18 protein-coding genes are annotated in these 16,611 nt (G+C 73.8%); 10 read left to right on the top strand and 8 right to left on the bottom strand.

What is annotated here, in order from left to right:
• Nucleotides 1-49 precede the first annotated feature (49 nt).
• Complete coding sequence (locus tag KMZ30_RS22050; protein ID WP_215512255.1) at nucleotides 50-670, top strand: hypothetical protein; 621 nt, start codon at nucleotides 50-52, stop codon at nucleotides 668-670.
• A gap of 162 nt (nucleotides 671-832) precedes the next feature.
• Here the strand turns inward: KMZ30_RS22050 and KMZ30_RS10915 are convergent, their stop codons facing one another.
• From KMZ30_RS10915 to KMZ30_RS10895, 5 genes are all read right to left on the bottom strand, one after another.
• Nucleotides 833-1,255, bottom strand: coding sequence for a DUF2752 domain-containing protein (locus tag KMZ30_RS10915; RefSeq protein ID WP_215512256.1), 423 nt, complete (start codon nucleotides 1,253-1,255; stop codon nucleotides 833-835).
• Between the two features lies 1 nt (nucleotide 1,256).
• Complete coding sequence (locus KMZ30_RS10910) at nucleotides 1,257-1,718, bottom strand: DUF4190 domain-containing protein (RefSeq protein ID WP_215512257.1); 462 nt, start codon at nucleotides 1,716-1,718, stop codon at nucleotides 1,257-1,259.
• Between the two features lie 179 nt (nucleotides 1,719-1,897).
• On the bottom strand, nucleotides 1,898-2,590 hold the full coding sequence (locus KMZ30_RS10905) for an RDD family protein (RefSeq protein WP_215512258.1): 693 nt from the start codon (nucleotides 2,588-2,590) through the stop codon (nucleotides 1,898-1,900).
• Between the two features lie 97 nt (nucleotides 2,591-2,687).
• Nucleotides 2,688-3,929, bottom strand: a complete 1,242-nt coding sequence (locus KMZ30_RS10900; protein WP_215512259.1) for a DUF4032 domain-containing protein — start codon at nucleotides 3,927-3,929, stop codon at nucleotides 2,688-2,690.
• Between the two features lie 115 nt (nucleotides 3,930-4,044).
• Nucleotides 4,045-5,145, bottom strand: a complete 1,101-nt coding sequence (locus KMZ30_RS10895; protein WP_215512260.1) for an ABC transporter ATP-binding protein — start codon at nucleotides 5,143-5,145, stop codon at nucleotides 4,045-4,047.
• Between the two features lie 199 nt (nucleotides 5,146-5,344).
• On the opposite strand from KMZ30_RS10895, the gene KMZ30_RS10890 reads away from it, so the two are divergent.
• The 4 genes from KMZ30_RS10890 (at nucleotide 5,345) to KMZ30_RS10875 (ending at nucleotide 10,450) form a co-directional block, all read left to right on the top strand.
• The gene (locus tag KMZ30_RS10890) at nucleotides 5,345-5,773 is read left to right on the top strand and encodes a CBS domain-containing protein (protein ID WP_215512261.1); all 429 of its coding nucleotides are present in this window, start codon (nucleotides 5,345-5,347) and stop codon (nucleotides 5,771-5,773) included.
• Between the two features lie 324 nt (nucleotides 5,774-6,097).
• On the top strand, nucleotides 6,098-7,822 hold the full coding sequence (locus tag KMZ30_RS10885) for a serine/threonine-protein kinase (RefSeq protein ID WP_215512262.1): 1,725 nt from the start codon (nucleotides 6,098-6,100) through the stop codon (nucleotides 7,820-7,822).
• Nucleotides 7,819-9,279 (top strand): threonine/serine exporter family protein, encoded by a 1,461-nt coding sequence (locus KMZ30_RS10880; protein ID WP_215512263.1) that lies wholly within the window; start codon nucleotides 7,819-7,821, stop codon nucleotides 9,277-9,279. Before KMZ30_RS10885 ends, KMZ30_RS10880 begins: the two co-directional genes overlap by 4 nt.
• 55 nt (nucleotides 9,280-9,334) lie before the next feature.
• On the top strand, nucleotides 9,335-10,450 hold the full coding sequence (locus KMZ30_RS10875) for an LCP family glycopolymer transferase (protein ID WP_215512264.1): 1,116 nt from the start codon (nucleotides 9,335-9,337) through the stop codon (nucleotides 10,448-10,450).
• Between the two features lie 87 nt (nucleotides 10,451-10,537).
• Here KMZ30_RS10875 and csrA read toward each other — a convergent pair whose 3' ends face one another.
• Genes csrA through flgN form a run of 3 tightly spaced genes read right to left on the bottom strand, consistent with a single transcriptional unit; the run spans nucleotide 10,538 to nucleotide 11,845 of the window.
• Nucleotides 10,538-10,885 (bottom strand): carbon storage regulator CsrA, encoded by a 348-nt coding sequence (gene csrA, locus KMZ30_RS10870; RefSeq protein WP_215512265.1) that lies wholly within the window; start codon nucleotides 10,883-10,885, stop codon nucleotides 10,538-10,540.
• A gap of 34 nt (nucleotides 10,886-10,919) precedes the next feature.
• The gene (gene fliW, locus KMZ30_RS10865) at nucleotides 10,920-11,324 is read right to left on the bottom strand and encodes a flagellar assembly protein FliW (RefSeq protein WP_215512266.1); all 405 of its coding nucleotides are present in this window, start codon (nucleotides 11,322-11,324) and stop codon (nucleotides 10,920-10,922) included.
• A gap of 8 nt (nucleotides 11,325-11,332) precedes the next feature.
• Nucleotides 11,333-11,845, bottom strand: a complete 513-nt coding sequence (gene flgN / locus KMZ30_RS10860; protein WP_215512267.1) for a flagellar export chaperone FlgN — start codon at nucleotides 11,843-11,845, stop codon at nucleotides 11,333-11,335.
• Between the two features lie 248 nt (nucleotides 11,846-12,093).
• Here flgN and KMZ30_RS10855 point away from each other — a divergent pair, with 248 nt between their 5' ends.
• The 5 genes from KMZ30_RS10855 (at nucleotide 12,094) to KMZ30_RS10835 (ending at nucleotide 16,611) form a co-directional block, all read left to right on the top strand.
• Nucleotides 12,094-12,957: a sigma-70 family RNA polymerase sigma factor gene (locus tag KMZ30_RS10855; protein ID WP_215512268.1), complete on the top strand. Its 864-nt coding sequence runs from the start codon at nucleotides 12,094-12,096 to the stop codon at nucleotides 12,955-12,957.
• 157 nt (nucleotides 12,958-13,114) lie between these two features.
• Nucleotides 13,115-13,942, top strand: a complete 828-nt coding sequence (locus KMZ30_RS10850) for a flagellin N-terminal helical domain-containing protein (RefSeq protein WP_215512269.1) — start codon at nucleotides 13,115-13,117, stop codon at nucleotides 13,940-13,942.
• A gap of 92 nt (nucleotides 13,943-14,034) precedes the next feature.
• Entirely contained in the window at nucleotides 14,035-15,900 is a 1,866-nt protein-coding gene (fliD, locus tag KMZ30_RS10845; protein ID WP_215512270.1) for a flagellar filament capping protein FliD, read from the top strand.
• A gap of 16 nt (nucleotides 15,901-15,916) precedes the next feature.
• Nucleotides 15,917-16,300: a flagellar export chaperone FliS gene (gene fliS, locus KMZ30_RS10840; protein ID WP_215512271.1), complete on the top strand. Its 384-nt coding sequence runs from the start codon at nucleotides 15,917-15,919 to the stop codon at nucleotides 16,298-16,300.
• Entirely contained in the window at nucleotides 16,297-16,611 is a 315-nt protein-coding gene (locus KMZ30_RS10835) for a hypothetical protein (RefSeq protein ID WP_215512272.1), read from the top strand. Before fliS ends, KMZ30_RS10835 begins: the two co-directional genes overlap by 4 nt.

Below are 16,611 nucleotides of genomic sequence, written 5' to 3'. Positions count from 1 at the left end.
GCGGTCCACCGACGACCGCCGTCGCCGCTCGCGAGGAGGAAGACCGACGATGTCCGACCAGTACCCGCCGCCCCCGCCCACCGGCCCGGGCACGCCCCCGCCGCCCGGAGGCAGCGCCCCGCAGTACGGCACCCCGGCCCCGGCCGAGAACCCTTACGGCGCACCGCCGCCCGCGCCGGCGTATGGCTACGCCCCACAGACGGGTCCGGTGACGCGCCCGAAGTCGATGGACACCGCCGTCCTGCTCATGCGCGTCGGTGCGGCCCTGTCGATCGTGACGTTGCTGCTGAGCTTCCTCTTCGCCGGAGACATCCGTGAGCAGGTCGTGAAGACCCTCGAGGACTCCGGGCAGACCGTCGACCAGGCGCTCGTCGACACCACGGTGACCGTGGGCATCGCCTTCGCGGTCGTCCTCGGCCTGCTCGGTGCGGGCCTGTGGCTGTTCATGGCCTGGGCCAACGGCAAGGGCAAGTCGTGGGCCCGGATCGTCGCCACGATCCTCTTCGGTCTCTCGCTCCTGTCCTTCCTCGCCGGGCTCACGCAGGCGTCCCCGACGCTCTCGCGCGTCCTGAGCGTCGTGCAGATCGCCCTCGGCGGGTACATCGTGTACCTGCTGTGGCGCAAGGAGTCCTCGGAGTTCTACGCGGCGAGCAACGCGCCCCGCTACTGACGTCGCACCACCCACGGGGACGCCCCGCACCGCTCGTCGGTGCGGGGCGTCGTCGTCCACGGGCACGACGAGACCGTCTGCCCGCGAACCCGGCTCGTGCCAGGAGCGACGCCGCCGGACGAGCCGAGACCGCCCTCGCGTGCCTGTCGGCAGGCGGCGCGACTACGCGGGGGAGAGGAACTCGGCGCCGGGCAGGTTGCGCACCACGCCGAACACGAGCACCGCGAGGGCGATCGCGACGGGAAGCCAGTTCGGGACGACCGTGCGGACCGGGCGCCCCTGGCGCGCGCGCACCAGGCGGTAGCCGAGGTACAGGGCGACCGCGAGGTACAGCGGCGGCACGAGGGGATGGCGCTCGAACGCGGCGCCGACGTGACCGTGCAGCAGCTCGTAGGTGGAGCGCGTCCCCCCGCACGCAGGGCAGTACAGGCCGGTGGCCGAGTAGAGGACGCACCCCGGGTAGTGGCCGGCCTCGTAGGGGGAGTGGGTGGCGAGCCACGCCGCCCCACCGGCGACGGCGACCCCGGCCGCCCCCCACCACACGCGTGGCGAGAGGTGACCGAGACCGCCGACGGGGGTCGTCATCTCAGTTGGAGAGGTTCGCGGCGACGTTGGCCGCACCGAGGGCCATCAGGATGAGGGCGAGCACCACGGCGATGATGCCGGTGACGAACCCACCCTGGGCGAGACCGCGACCGGCCTGGCCGGTGCGGCCGATCTCCTGCTTGGCGAGGTAGCCGAGGACGGCGCCGCCGATGCCGAGCAGCAGCCCGACGATCGAGCAGCAGATGGCGAAGACGAGTCCGGCGATGCCGAGGACGAGGGCGATGACCGCCTTCGTGTTGTTGCCGCCGAGGCCACCGGCGGGGGAGCCGCCGGGGATGGGCATGCTCGGCGGCGCGGTGTAGCCACCGCCGGCACCGGGCGGCGGCGGGGGCGGCGGGTAGCCACCGGTGGCCGACGAGTCGCTCGGCTCCTCGGGCTCCGGCGGGGGCGGGTAGCTCCCACCGGGCGGGGGCGGCGGGGGCGGGGGCGTGCTGCTGCTCATGGGTCCTCCGTCGTCAGGGAGCCGACGGCTGCCGGCTCGCGTTCACCCTAGCGGCAGCGCGGTCGCGGACCTCGGCACTTCCCGGGCGTCACCGGAGGCCCCGCCGCCGCCACGGCCCAAGACGGGTCGAGGTGATACCCGACCGCCGGAAGGTCGCCCATCACCTCGACCCGGAGGGGTCAGGCCTTCGGGACCTTGATGACCGTCGAGTGGACGGCCTTGTCGGCGAGCGTCTGCCGGTTGTCGTCCCAGAGCATCCAGAGGTAGGACAGGTAGACGACACCGTTGACGACGCCGCTGACCAGCTCGCGCAGGAAGCAGCTGCCGGCGCCGATCGGGGCGCCGGTGCGGGCGTCAACGAGCCGCAGGCCCACGACCGACTTGCCGATGCTCTGGCCGCGGCGGCCCATCCGGAACACCCGGTTCCACAGCTGGAAGCCGACGCCGACGAACCAGAACAGCACCATGACGCCGATGCCGACGGCGATGAGCGCGCCGTTGGTGTCACCGTAGGTCGTCATCCCGTACTCGTCGACCCCGGTGCGGTCCGGCGCCCCGGCGACGATGAAGGGGATCCCGCCGAGCATCAGGAGGAAGGGGAGGAACGAGAGGCCGACGTCGACGAGGAGGGCGAGCACCCGGTCGCCGAACGACGCGACGGGGCCGAAGTGGGCCTCGACGTAGGGCACCGACTCGGGCACGGCAGGGCCGGACGCGTACGTCGACGCGGTGGTCCACCCGCCGTACGGGTTCTGCTGTGGCGCAGGCTGGCTCGGAGGCGCGGACGGGGAGGGCGGGGGCGGGGGCGTCGGCGCGGCGGTGCCGGACGGCGGGGCGGGCTGCTCCGGGGTGGGGGGCTGCTGGTCGCTCATCGAGGTCCTCCGTCGGCGTGCGGCGGGGCGCCGGCCCCGCGCCGTGGCGTTGCCACACCGACGATCCTAGGGGGCCGGCCGCATCCCGTCCCGGACCTCACCGGTCGGCGATGACCGGCAGCTCCTCGGTGTCGACCCCGAGGACCGCGCGCTCGTCCGGCTTGCCGGGGAGCACGTTGGCCACGTAGTCCTCGACGACCTCGCGGATGGGGATGTCGTGCTGCGCGCGCTCGGCCATGTACCACCGGTGCTCGAGCACCTCGTGGAACACCTCGGCGGGCTCGAGCTTCGCCACGAGGTCACGCGGCACGCCCCGGGTCACGGGCTCGTAGACCTGCGCGAGCCAGTCGTGGGCGATGATCTCCTCGTCTTCCCCCTGGCGCCCCGTCGCGGCCGAGTACACCTCGAGGTCGTTGAGCAGCCGGCGCGCCTGGTTCTCACGGACGTCGAGACCGGTCAGCCGCAGCAGCCGCCGCGAGTGGTGGCCGGAGTCGACGACCTTGGGCTGCAGCCGGATCGACGTGCCGTCGATGTCGGTGGTGATCTCCAGCTCGTCAACGTCGAAGCCGAGCTTGTTGAGGCGCCGGATGCGGTCGTCGACCCGCCAGCGCTCCGTGTCGTCGATGGTCTCGGCGTTGGTCAGCTCGGCCCAGAGCTCGCGGTAGCGGGTGACGATGCGCTCGCTGACGTCGACGGGGTCGCGCTCCTCCTGGAGCAGGCCGCCGGCGTCGAGGTCCATCAGCTCCCCGGCGATGTTGACCCGCGCGATCTCGAGGTCGTGCTCGCGCTGGCCGTCGCTCAGCCGGTTGCGCAGCTCGCCCGTCTCGGCATCGACGAGGTAGGCCGCGAACGCGCCGGCGTCGCGGCGAAAGAGGGTGTTGGACAAGGAGACGTCGCCCCACCAGAAGCCGGTGAGGTGCAGGCGGACGAGCAGCACGGCGAGGGCGTCGATGAGGCGGGTGGCCGTGCCCTTGCGCAGCGACTGGCTGTAGAGCGCGCGGTAGGGGAGGGAGTACTGGAGGTGCCGGGTCACGAGGCACGCGTCGAGCGGCTCGCCGTCGAGGCCGACGCGCCCGCTGACGACCGCGAAGGGCTCGACCGACGGCAGGTGCAGCCGCCGCAGGTTGCGCAGCATCTCGTACTCGCGGCGCGCGATGTCGTCCTTGATCTCCTTGATGGCCAGGACGCGGCCGGAGAGGCGGACGAACCGCACGACGTGCCGGGAGATGCCGCGGGGGAGCGCGGCGAGGATGTCGTCCGGCCACTCCTCGAGCGGGATGCGCCAGGGCAGGTCGAGCAGGGCGGGGTCGGGGCGGGCGGCGGTGAGCTCGAGGGCCATGACGGGCTTCCGGGGTCGGGGGACTCGGGACGGCGGGCGGGCCGGGGACGGGCAACGCCCCGGACGAGTGTCTCGTCCGGGGCGTCGTCGCGTGCGGGTGAGTCGGCGGAACGCCTCAGAGGCGCTTGCCGCTCTCGGGGTCGAAGACGTGCATGTGCTGCGCCTTCGGGTAGACGTAGACCTTCGAGCCCTTCGGGGGGACCGAGCGGCCGTCGACCCGGGCGATGAACGGCTTGGCGAGGTTGTCGTCGCCCCCGACGAGGCTGATGTTGCTGTCGGTCGGCGTGCCGTAGACGTACGCGTCGGCGCCGAGCTCCTCGACGACGTCGATCGTCAGCTCGAGGCCGTCGTTGTTCGTCGTGATCTCGACGTCCTCCGGGCGGACGCCGACGACGACGTGCGAGCCGCCGTGCTCGACACCCTCGCGGGGGATGGTGACCGTGTGGTTGCCGAACTTCGCGCCGTCGGACGAGGCCGGGACGGTGACGAGGTTCATCGCGGGGGAGCCGATGAACCCGGCGACGAACAGGTTCGCCGGGTTGTCGTACATCTCGCGCGGGGTCGCGCACTGCTGGAGGACGCCGTCCTTGAGCAGGGCGATGCGGTCGCCCATCGTCATGGCCTCGACCTGGTCGTGCGTGACGTAGACGGTCGTGACGCCGAGGCGGCGCTGGAGGCTGGCGATCTGGGTGCGGGTCTGGACGCGGAGCTTGGCGTCGAGGTTCGACAGCGGCTCGTCCATGAGGAAGACCTGCGGGCTGCGGACGATCGCCCGGCCCATCGCGACGCGCTGGCGCTGGCCACCGGAGAGGGCCTTCGGCTTGCGCTCGAGGTACTGGGTGAGGTCGAGGATCTTCGCGGCCTCCTCGACGCGCTTGCGGATCTCGCCCTTGTCGACGCCGGCGATCTTCAGGGCGAAGCCCATGTTGTCGGCGACCGTCATGTGCGGGTACAGCGCGTAGTTCTGGAAGACCATCGCGACGTCGCGGTCCTTCGGCGACAGGTCGGTGACGTCGCGGTCACCGATCCAGATCTTGCCGCCGTTGACCTCCTCGAGGCCGGCGAGCATGCGCAGCGAGGTGGACTTGCCGCAGCCGGAGGGACCGACGAGGACGAGGAACTCCCCGTCCTGGATGTCGATGTTCAGCTTGTCGACCGAGGGGGTGTCGTTGCCCGGGTAGATGCGGGTGGCCTCGTCGAACTTCACAGTTGCCATGGCGTCGTTGCCTTTCCTTCACCGGCAGGAACGTGCCGGACGATCCGTTGTAAAGGGGTGGAGCTCCCGCCTGCGTCGGTGCAAGCGGTTTCGCCAGTATGCCGGACGACCCGCCCGCGCCGCGAGGACCGTCCCAGGGGGTGGCGCGGCGGCCGCCCTTCCTCTGGCGCGTCCCGCCGGGAGTCCCTACGGTTGGGCCATGAGGATCGCGGACGTCGTCAAGCGCAAGGGTGATGCGGTCGTCACGGTGCGACCCGACGCCACCGTCACCGAGCTGCTGGCCCTCCTGGCCGAGCACCGGATCGGCGCGGTCGTCGTGAGCGGCGACGGCTCGTCGGTGCACGGCATCGTCAGCGAGCGCGACGTCGTGCGGCACCTGCACTCCGACGGTGCCGGCGCGCTCGACGCCCCCGTCGAGCAGATCATGACCGCCGACGTGCACACCTGCACCCCCGACGACTCGCTCGAGGACCTCGCCACGCGGATGACCGAGCGGCGCATCCGGCACGTGCCGGTCGTCGTCGACGGCGCGCTCGGGGCGATCGTCAGCATCGGCGACATCGTCAAGTTCCGGATCGACACGCTGCAGGCCGAGCGCGACCAGCTGCGCGACTACATCCAGCAGTAGCGCCCCCGGGACCCTGTCACCGCGGACCTCCGGGGGCGGCCCTCCCGGAACCTCCCGCTTCGCCGCGCAGGTGCTGCGTGCCGCGGGCGCATCCCGGTGCCGCGCCGCCCGGGTGTGCAGGAAGTGACACATTCGTCGGTTTCTGCACGGATGGGTCTCCGCGGCTGTGCAGCAATCGACACATTCGTCGATTCCTGCACGGATGGGTCCCCGCGGGTGTGCAGCAATCGACACATTCGTCGATTGATGCACGGGCGGGGCACGGGGAGCGCCCGGGGTGCACCCGTCCAGCGCGTACCCAGCCCCAGCGAATACCGTGGAGCCATGACCGCCGACGCCCCCGTGGACGGACATCCGTCCCCGGACCCCGACGACCCGGGGACGCACGCCCGGCTCGGGCCGTACCGGCTGGTCCAGCGGCTCGGCGAGGGCGGGATGGGCGTGGTCCACCTCGGGCTCGACCGCCACGGCCGGGCGGTCGCCGTCAAGGTCCTGCGCCCCCACGTCGCGCACGACCCGGACGCCCGCCGGCGCCTCGCCCGGGAGGTGGAGACGCTCGAGCGCATCCGCAGCCCCTTCGTCGCGCCCGTCGTCGACGCCGACGTCGACGGCGACACCCCCTACGTCGTGACCCGCTTCATCGACGGCCCGGCGCTCGACACCCACGTCGCGTCGCGCGGCCCGCTGCCCCCGCCGGAGCTGCACCGCCTCGCCGACGGCCTCGCCCAGGCGCTCGAGGCGATCCACGCCGCCGACGTCGTGCACCGCGACGTCAAGCCGGGCAACGTCCTCCTCGTCGACGGCGACCCGGTGCTCATCGACTTCGGCATCGCCCACGTCGTCGACGACGTCCGGCTGACGAGCGTCGGGCTCGTCATGGGCACGCCGGGCTACCTCGCCCCCGAGGTCGTCCACGGCGACGACGTCACCGACGCCACCGACTGGTGGGGATGGGCGGCCACGACCGCCTTCGCGGCGAGCGGCACGCCGCCGTTCGGCAGCGGCGGGATGAACGCCGTCCTCGCGCGGGTGGCGGCCGGGGAGCCCGACCTCGTGGCCGTCGACCCCCGCATCGAGCCCCTGCTCTACGCCGCGCTCTCGCCCTACCCGGACGAGCGCCCGCACCAGCACGAGGTCGTCCGGGCCCTCGAGCGCTACGCCCGCGGCGAGCTCGCGACCTCGGCCATCGAGGTCCGCCGCGCCCGGCCCGAGACCCGGGCCCTCCCGACCGCCGGCACCGCGGTCCTGCCCGTGCCCGCCGCGGCGTCACCCACCCCGCTGCCCCCCGTCGCCCCGCGCGTGCTCCCGCCGCCGCCCACCGGCGCGGGCCGACCCGGGCCGCCGCCCGGGGTGCTGCCGCCCGGCCCCCCGCCCTCCGCGCTGCCCCCGGGCCGCCTGCCCGGCGAGCCGGACGACGACGTGGACGAGGCGCGGGTCGACCCCCGGATCGGTCTGCCCAGGCGGTCGGGGGTGCTCCTCGCGCTCCTCGCCCTCCTCGCCGGGACGGCGGCGGCCGCCCCGCTCGTCGCCCTCGGCGCGCTCGCCGCGTGGATGGTCCTCGCCCGCACCGCCGACCGGTCGGTCACCTCGCTCGTGATGCGCCGCCACGACCGCGGAGCCCGCGGCACCGACGTCGCGGTCGCCGTGGTCAGCAGTCCCTGGCACGTCGTCGTCGGGGCGGTGGGCACGCTCGTCACCCTCGCGCTCCCGCTGCTCGTCGGGGTCTCGGCGATGTTCGCCGCGGCCCTCGTCGTGGGCGGCGCGACCTCCGCCTCGACGCGGGCGGACGGCGTGGTGCCGCTGCTCGCGGCCGGTGTCTTCACCGCCCTCACCGCCTGGTGGGGGCCCGGCGGCGCGAGCCTGCGCCGCGGCAGCCGCAGCCTCGTGCGGGGCGCCACCGGGCGTCCCCCGGTGCGGCAGGTGCTCGTCGTCGCGCTCCTCCTCGGTGGGGCGCTGCTCACCGCTCTCACCGCATCCCGCGGGGGGCCGGAGTGGTGGCCGCTGCCGCAGGCCCCCTCGTGGGTCGACCAGGTGGTGCCGCAGCTGTGACCGACCCCCGGACCCGACGGGCCCGCATCCTGCGCGGTGACCTGCCCACCGAGCCGATGCCGATGGCCGACCTGCTCCGCCGGACGCCGTACCGGCACGCCCGCATCCCCGGCGCCTCCGCCCCGGACCCGACGATCGAGCGCGGGCTCGACCTCGCGCTGCGCGTCGGTGCGCTGATGCTCCGCTGCGGGGCGGGCGCTCCCCAGGTCGAGGGCGCGATCGCCGCGACGGCCGCGGCCGCCGGCGTCGACCAGGTCGAGCTCGACATCACCCTCCAGTCGATCCTCGTCCAGGCGCGCAGCGCCGAGGGCCGCCAGCACACGATGCTCAAGGTCGTGCGGCACACCCGCTTCGACTACGCGCGCCTGGTCGCCGTGCACCGTCTCGTCGAGTCGCTCGTCGCCGGCGAGGTGACCCCCGACGAGGCCTCCGACCGGCTGCGGCAGATCAAGCGGACCCCCCGCACCTACCCGAAGTGGGCCATCTCGCTCGCCAACGCCGTGCTGGCCTCCGCCGTCGCGGTCGTCATCGGCGCGAGCGCGCTCGCGGCCCTCGCGACCATCGGGGTCGTCCTCGCGGTCGCCGGGATCGCCCGGCTGCACGCCCGGGTCGACCTGCCCGAGTTCTACGGCAACGCGATCAACTCCTTCGCGGCGACCCTCCTCGCCGGAGGCCTCTACGCCGTCGGGGCCACCGGGGCGATCCCCTTCACGGAGGCCGACTTCGCCTTCGTCGTCGCCGGCGGCATCGTCGCGATGCTGCCCGGACGCACGATGGCCTCCGCGATCGAGGACGTCATCTTCGGCTACCCGCTGACCGGCGCCGGGCGCCTGCTCGCCGTCCTGCTGTCGCTCACCGGGCTGATCATCGGGATCGCGTCCGGGCTCGGGGCGATGCTCACGCTCACCCGCTGGACCAGCAGCAGCTTCGTCTCGCCGGACGTGCTGGACCTGCGGGTCAGCCAGGCCCCGATCGTCCCGGCCCTGCTGGCGTCCCTCGTCGTCGGTCTCGCGGCCGGGGTCACCGTGCAGAGCCGCCGGGGGCTCATCCTCCCGATGGGGCTGCTGACCATCGTCGGGGTCGCGGTCTCGGCGGTGCTCACCCGCGGCCCGGGGGTCGGTTCCGTCACGGCCACCGGCATCGCGGCGGTCGTGGTCGGTGTGTTCGGCCGGCTGCTGGCCCAACGGATGGATGCTCCCTCCCTCGTGCTCGTCGTGCCCGCGAGCTTCGGCCTGCTGCCCGGTCTGACGATCTTCCGAGGCCTCTACGAGCTCGTCGCCCAGGGGCAGGACTCGGGGCTGCTCACCTTCCAGTCCGGTCTCTCGACGCTGCTGTCCGCGGGCGGGGTCCTGCTGGCCATCGCCACCGGGACCGTGCTCGGCGAGTACCTCGCCGCCCCGTGGGACCGCCACGTGCGCGGCTCGCGCCGCCCGCGCACCGACGCGGTCCCGCGCTGAGACACGCCTGAGCCCGGTCCCGGACCGCGCGGGGTGGGGGCCTACCCTCCTGCCCATGTCCTCCGCGTCCCGTCGCTCCCCGGCCGCGTCCCTGCGCCCGGTCGCCGTCGCCACCGTCGCGCTGCTGCTCGCCGGGTGCACCGGCGACCCCGCGCCGACCACCTCCTCGACCGCCCCCGCACCGACGAGCGCCTCGCCGACGCCGAGCCCGACGGAGGCCGCCGTCACGGTCGAGGGAGCCGACGCCGCCCTGACCAAGGCGGTGGCCGCCGTCTACGCGGGCTGCACCGGGGTCGAGGCGAAGGCCTCGCTCGGCACGTGGGGCAAGGAGAAGGTCGCGGTCGTCACCTCGGGCGACGACGTGACGCTCGCCGTCGGTCCGCGCTGGAAGGTCGTCGGTGGATGGTGGCCCTCGCTCGACAAGGGGGCCTCCCTCGGCAAGGGGCCGCGCTTCGTCCTCGTCATGGGCAGCGACGCGCGCTCGACGAACCTCAAGGGGTCCCGGGCCGACACGCTGCAGGTCGTCGGGGTTGACGGCAAGGGTGGCGCGGGGGTCGTCGGCATCCCCCGCGACCTCTACGTGCCCCTGTCGACCGGCGGCACCTCGAAGATCAACGCCGCCTTCGCCTACGGCGGGGGCCGGGCGCAGGTGCGGACGGTCGAGTCCCTGAGCGGCCTGCCGATCGAGGGCTACGTCGTCACGGGGTTCTCCGGGTTCCGCAAGATCGTCGACGACGCGGGCGGGCTGCCGCTGACGATCGCCCGCAGCTTCACCTTCCTCGGGCTGCTGGACGTCGAGAAGGGCCGGCAGAAGGCCGACGGCAACACCGTCCTCGCCTACGCGCGCGAGCGGAAGTCGCTGCCGGACGGCGACTTCGGCCGCTCCCGCCACCAGCAGGAGATCATCCTGGCGGCGGCGGCCGCCGCCCGGGCGCAGGGGGTCGGCTCGCTCGCGCGGGCGATGACCATCACGTCGCGGCACTCCGAGACCGACCTCGGCGCGGAGGAGGCGCTGACCTTCCTCGCGTCCTTCTACCGCGCCGACCCCGCCGAGGTGGACCACACGGTCGTCGACGGCGCGATCGGCACGAGCGCCGACGGGCAGTCCATCGTCAAGGTCACGTCCTCGACACGCAAGCCCTTCCAGCGGCTGGCCGACGGCCGCCTCTGACCCTCCCCGGTGCGCGCTACACCGCAGTAACCGTCGTCCTGACGACACGTACCGCGGTGTAGCACGCAGCTGACGGTGGGGGAGGGGTCAGGCGTCGCGGGGGCCGGCGGGCGGGCGCGGGGCCGGCCGTCCGGGGGCCGCCGGGGTGGGCCCGGCCGGCCGCGCGGGAGCCTGCGGAGAGCCCGAGCCACGCGGTGCGGGAGCGGGGGCCCCGCTGCCGAGCGCGCGCGCGAGGTCACCGGCGGCGCCGGGGCGGGCCGTGGCCTCCTCGTTGGCCGCGCGCACCGCGAGGTAGATCTCCTCGCGGTGGATCTGGACGTCACCCGGCGCCTCGATCCCGAGGCGCACCTTGTCGCCGCTGATCTCGAGGACCGTCACGACGATGTCGTGCCGGATCCGGATGGCCTCGTGGGGGCGTCGGCTCAGGACGAGCACGCGAGCACCCCCCGGCCGAGCATCCCGGCGCCGGTCATGCGGCCACCAGGGGCGCCCGGAGGGGGAGGTCCTGCCCGGTGAGGACGACCTGCTCGGCGTCGGAGGTGCGGGTGTTGACGACGAGGGGGGCGAGGAGGTTGGCCGTCGAGCGGGTGATGTCCTCGGCGATCGTCACGACGACGAGGACGAGGGCGTCCTCGGCGGTGGTCAGGTGCAGCCGGTCGGCCGTCGCGTCGTCGATCTCGGGGTGGTAGTCGGGGAAGAACGCGGCCGCGTCGGCGGTGACGAAGCTCGGGCCGGCGTCCCCGACGGGCGCGAGGTCGAACAGCCCGGTGGCGACCGCCCGCACCTCGTACTCGGTGGCGGGGAAGCCCACGAGGCCCTCGGGCAGGTGGATCCGACGGACGTCGAGGTCCGCCTCCTGGGTCTGCTGGGTCATCCGGTCCCTCACGTGGTCTCGTCGAAGAGGCGGCCGGCGGTGTCCCGGTCACGCCGTCCGGTGGCGGTGTAGGTGGAGCCGGCCCCGGCCCCGTGGAAGCGCGAGAGCGCCTCCTCGATGGCCTGTGCGCTCGAGGCGAGCAGCTCGCGGTTGGCGAGGGCCGCCTGGAGGAGCGCGGCGGTGGCCTCGCCCAGGGCGTGCCGGTGCTCGGCGAGCACCTGGTCCCAGGGCGCGGGCACGGCCTCGGCCAGCTCGCGCAGGCTGGCCTGCGGCGAGAGCCCGAGGGCCTCGGTCAGGGGGAGGAGGTCGACCGAGCGCGCGAGCTCCGAGGAGCGGATCGTCGCGATCGTGTCGTCGACCTCCCGGGTGGAGCGGGCGAGCCAGCCGGAGCGCGCGGTCTCGACGAGGGCCCGCTGCACCTCGATGCGGTAGGCGAGCACGTCGAGCAGCTCGCGGGTGCGCCACAGCGACTCGGACAGGTCCGCGCAGGCGGCGGCGATGTCGGTCTGGCTGTCGGGCACGGTGTCCTCATCGGGTCGGGCGGGGCGGACTTGAGCGGCTCCGCGGCACGGATCCCGCCCTGGGTCGTCCAGCCAGTCTGCCACGCGCGCGCGCACGCGTGGCGCAGGCGCGGATCGGCACGACAACCGGCCGTTCGGACGACCCCGGTTGACCGGTCGGAGACGCCCCCGGTGGCCGAAGGGATCGAAGTCGGCCCCGGAGCCTCCTACCGCTGGCGGCGGCGGCCGCGCGTCGGGAATCTGGACCCATGACCACCACGGCCTCCCCTGCGGCCCCCCGTCACGACGTGGACGCGCTCTGCCGCGAGCACCTCCCGATCGTCACCTACGAGGTGCGCGCCCTCAGCGCCCGCCTCCCCTCCCACGTGGCGACCGACGACCTGACGTCGGCCGGCCTCTTCGCCCTCGCGTCGGCCGCCGAGTCGTTCGACGCGAGCCGGGGCGTGCCGTTCGGCCGCTACGCGGCGACCCGCATCAAGGGGGCCCTCCTCGACGAGCTGCGCTCGATGGACTGGGCGACGCGCTCGGTCCGGACCCGGGCCCGCGAGCTCGACGCCGTCCGGGGCGCGATGACCTCCGAGCTGGGCCGCGAGCCGGGCGAGCGCGAGCTCGCCGACCGCCTCGGCGTCGGCGTCGACGCGGTCCGCCAGGTCTCCGAGGCCGTGCACCGCTCGGTCGTCGTGCGCCTCGACTCGCTCGTCGACGCCGGCGTCGCGGACGCCGCCCTGCCGCGTGACGAGCGCACCCCCGAGGACGTCGTGGTCCAGCGCGAGCGCGAGAGCTACCTCTCGGCCGCGGTCGCCGCGCTGCCCGAGCGGCTGCGCATCGTCGTCCAGGCCACGTTCTTCGAGGACCGGCTCCTCAAGGACGTCGCCGAGGAGCTCGGGGTGACCGAGTCCCGTGTCTCGCAGCTGCGCACGGAGGCCCTCGGGATGCTCCGCGACGGGATGCGCGCCACGCACGGCGAGGAGCGACCCGCCGCCGCGGCCGCCGCGACGACCGCCGCCGCCCGCCGCCGCGCGGGCTACTACGCCGACATCGCCCAGCGCGCCTCCATGGCGCAGCGGGGCTCCCTCGCCGGCCGCTCGGCCGGCGTCCGGTTCGCGGGCTGACCGCCCGCGACCACCCCTGAACGGCCCCGGCGGAAAAAGTTCGCCGGGGCCCTCAAGTCCCTCACGGCGCCGCCGATGAGGGGTGTGCCGCCCCGACTGGGAGCGGCACGGATCGCCACGGACGGCGGTCCGAGACCCCATCCAAGGAGGAAACATCATGGGTCTGCAGGTCAACACCAACGTCGCCGCTCTGAACACCTACCGGCACCTCAGCTCCACCCAGAGCTCGATGAACACCAGCCTCGAGCGCCTGTCCTCGGGTCTGCGCATCAACCGCGCCGCGGACGACGCCGCCGGCCTGGCGATCAGCGAGAAGCTGCGCGCCCAGACCAACGGCCTCTCCCAGGCCACGTCCAACGCCCAGGACGCGATCTCCCTCGTCCAGACGGCTGAGGGTGCGCTCAACGAGACGCACTCGATCCTCCAGCGCATGCGTCAGCTGGCGGTCCAGTCGGGCAACGACACGAACACCGCGGACGACCGCGCCGCCATCCAGAGCGAGGTGACGGCCCTCAACGAGGAGCTCGACCGCATCGCCAACACCACGCAGTTCAACGGGCAGAACCTGCTCGACGGCACGGGTGGCACCACGGGCACGTTCACCTTCCAGATCGGCGCCAACAGCGGCCAGACCGTCGACGTCACGTTCGACAAGGCGGACACGACCACCCTCGGCACCGGCTCCCTGGACGTCTCGACCGCGGCCGGCGCGGCGACCGCCCTGACCGCGATCGACACCGCGATCAAGACCGTCTCGGGCAACCGGGCCGACCTCGGTGCGGTGCAGAACCGTCTGCAGCACACCATCAACAGCCTGAGCGTCGCGTCGGAGAACGCGGCCGCCGCCGAGTCGCGCATCCGTGACACCGACATGGCGAAGGAGATGAGCTCCTTCAGCCGGAGCCAGATCCTCTCCCAGGCCGGCGTCTCGATGCTCGCCCAGGCGAACAGCGCCCCGCAGTCCGTCCTCAAGCTCCTCGGCTGAGCCTGAGCACTGACTGACACCGTCGCCCGGGTCCGGCTCTCGCACGGACCCGGGCGCACGGTCACCGCCAGCAGCGAGGAAGGAGCAGGACCATGCCGGGAGTCGACGGGCTGATCTCCGGCCTCAACACGACGCAGATCATCAGCCAGCTGATGACCGTCGAGCGGCAGTCCGGCGCGGGCCTCACCAAGGGTAAGACCGCCAGCCAGACGATGGTCAGCGTCCTCCAGTCGCTCAACACGCAGATGCTGTCGCTCCGCGACGCCGCGAAGTTCTTCGTCCCCGACCCGCTCCTCAAGACCTCGGGCTGGACGACCACGACCTCCACCTCCTCCGCCCCCAGCGCCGTCTCCGTCGTCACCGACGGCACGGCCCTGCCGGGGACCACGACCTTCACGGTGTCGAGCGTCGCCTCCGCCGGGTCCGCGGTCTCGAAGGGCTCGGTCGCCTCGACCTCGACCGCCGTCACCTCCGGCCCGGTCGTCGCCGCCAAGGGCCTCGCCGCGCTCGGCGCCTCGGCCCTCCTCTCCGGCACGACGCTCGCGGCCGGGTCCCACACCGTCAAGGTGACCCAGGCCTCCGGCGGCGCCACGCTCTCCGGCGTCCCGCTCGGCTCGACCGTGACCATCGGTTCCGGCGCCCAGCTCGTCGTCGACCTCGGCTCGGGTCCCCAGAGCATCAGCCTGGCCGCCGGCGTCTACACCCCTGCGGCACTCGCGGCCGAGGTGACCCGCGCGGCCGGCGGTGGCCTCACCGCGACCGCCGGCGACGACGGCGCGCTGCGCCTGGCCACCACCCGCGAGGGCAGCGCCGCCTCGCTGCAGGTCGTCTCCGCCGACCCCGCGCTCGGCCTCACCGACACGACCACGACCGCCCACGGCACCGACGGCGTCGTCGAGCTCGACGGCGTCGCGACGACGCTCACCGACCTCGGCCCCGGCTCCACCGTCACCCTTGCCGGCGCGGGCACGGACTCCGTGCAGCTCTCGCTCGCGGGCGGCCTGCGGGCCGGCACCGCGACCCTCGCGGACCTCGGCCTCGCGGCCGGGTCGACCATCGCCCAGGTCGCCTCGGCCGCGACCTCCTCGTCGCTCGGGCTGTCCGGAACGACCGTCAAGGTCGGCGACGCCGCCTACAAGCTCCAGCTCACCTCCGCGACCACCGGCGCCGCGTCCGACGTGATGGTCTCGGCCGGCGCGTTCGGGACGAGCGGCCTCGGCGACCTCGTCGAGCTGCAGACGCCGACCGACACCGTGCTGCGCGTCGGCACCGGCCCGGGCGCCTTCGACGTCCGCTCGGCGAGCAAGGACGTCACCGGACTGCTGCCGGGGACGACCATCACGGCGACCAAGGCCGACCCGACGACCCCGGTCACCGTCACCGTCGCCGGCGACTCCTCCGGCATCGCCGACAAGATGCAGGCCCTCGTCGACGCGGCGAACGCCGCCATCTCGTTCATCGGCGCGCGCTCGGGCTTCAACGGCGACACCAAGACCGCCGGTGTGCTGCTGGGCAACTCGCTGACCCAGAACATCGTGCGGCGGGTCACCGACGCCGCCGTCGGCGGCTCGGCCTCGCAGCCCTCCGCCGCCGGCATCACCGTCGGGCGCGACGGCAAGATCGCCCTGGACAAGACGGCCTTCCTCGCCGCCTACGCCAAGGACCCGGCCAAGGTGACGGCCAACCTCACGACGATGGCGTCGACCATCGCCGACGTCGCCCAGCAGGCCGCCGACCCGCTCAAGGGCTCGATCACCAACGCGGTGAAGTCAGAGCAGGGCCGGATCCGCGACTACACGAACCAGATCGCGTCCTTCGAGACGCGGATGTCGCTGCGCGAGGACACCCTCAAGCGGCAGTACGCCGCCCTGGAGTCCCTCCTCGGGACCGTCAAGTCCCAGGGCGACTGGCTGACCGGCCAGCTCAAGACCCTCCCGACCAACTCGAGCTCGAACTGAGCCAGGAGACGACGACGTGACCACCACCGCCACCCTGCGCCGCCTCTACCAGAGCGACTCCGTGACGACGGCCTCCCCGAGCCGCCTCGTCGTGCTGCTCTTCGACCGGCTCGTCAAGGACCTGCACCTCGCGACCATCGCCATCGAGAAGCGCGACATCCAGGGCTCGCACCACGCCCTGCGGCACGCGCAGGACGTCGTCACCGAGCTCTCGACCTCGCTCGACCTCGAGATGTGGCCCGAGGGTCGCGGCCTGGCCGCGCTCTACGACTACGTGGTCGAGCGCCTCGTCCGGGCCAACGCGACGAAGTCCCACGAGCTCGTCACCGAGGTGCTCGAGCTCGTCGAGCCGCTGCGCGAGGCCTTCACGACCGTCTCGGCCACCGCGGAGGCGTCGTGACCGTCGCCGACCTCTCCTGGGACGACGCGCTCGACGCGGTCGAGGGCGACCTCGCGCGCGCCGAGCACGCCGTGCGCTCGGGGGACCTCGTCGACCTCGCGGAGGTGCTCGGCCGCTCGCCGCGCACCACCGGCCCGCTGCCGGAGCGCCTCGCCCCTCGCGTCACCGCCGCGCTCGAGCGCACGCGCGCGCTCGAGGCCGAGATCGGCGAGCGGATGGCCGCCACGGTCCGTGCCCTCGGCGCCGACGAGCGCCGCCCGCACACCACCCCCGTCCGGCAGACGCCGGCCTACGTCGACGCGAGGGCCTGA

The sequence above is a fragment of the Phycicoccus mangrovi genome (assembly GCF_018729305.1).
Classification (GTDB): domain Bacteria; phylum Actinomycetota; class Actinomycetes; order Actinomycetales; family Dermatophilaceae; genus Phycicoccus; species Phycicoccus jejuensis.
This window is presented reverse-complemented; position numbering and strand designations above follow the sequence as displayed.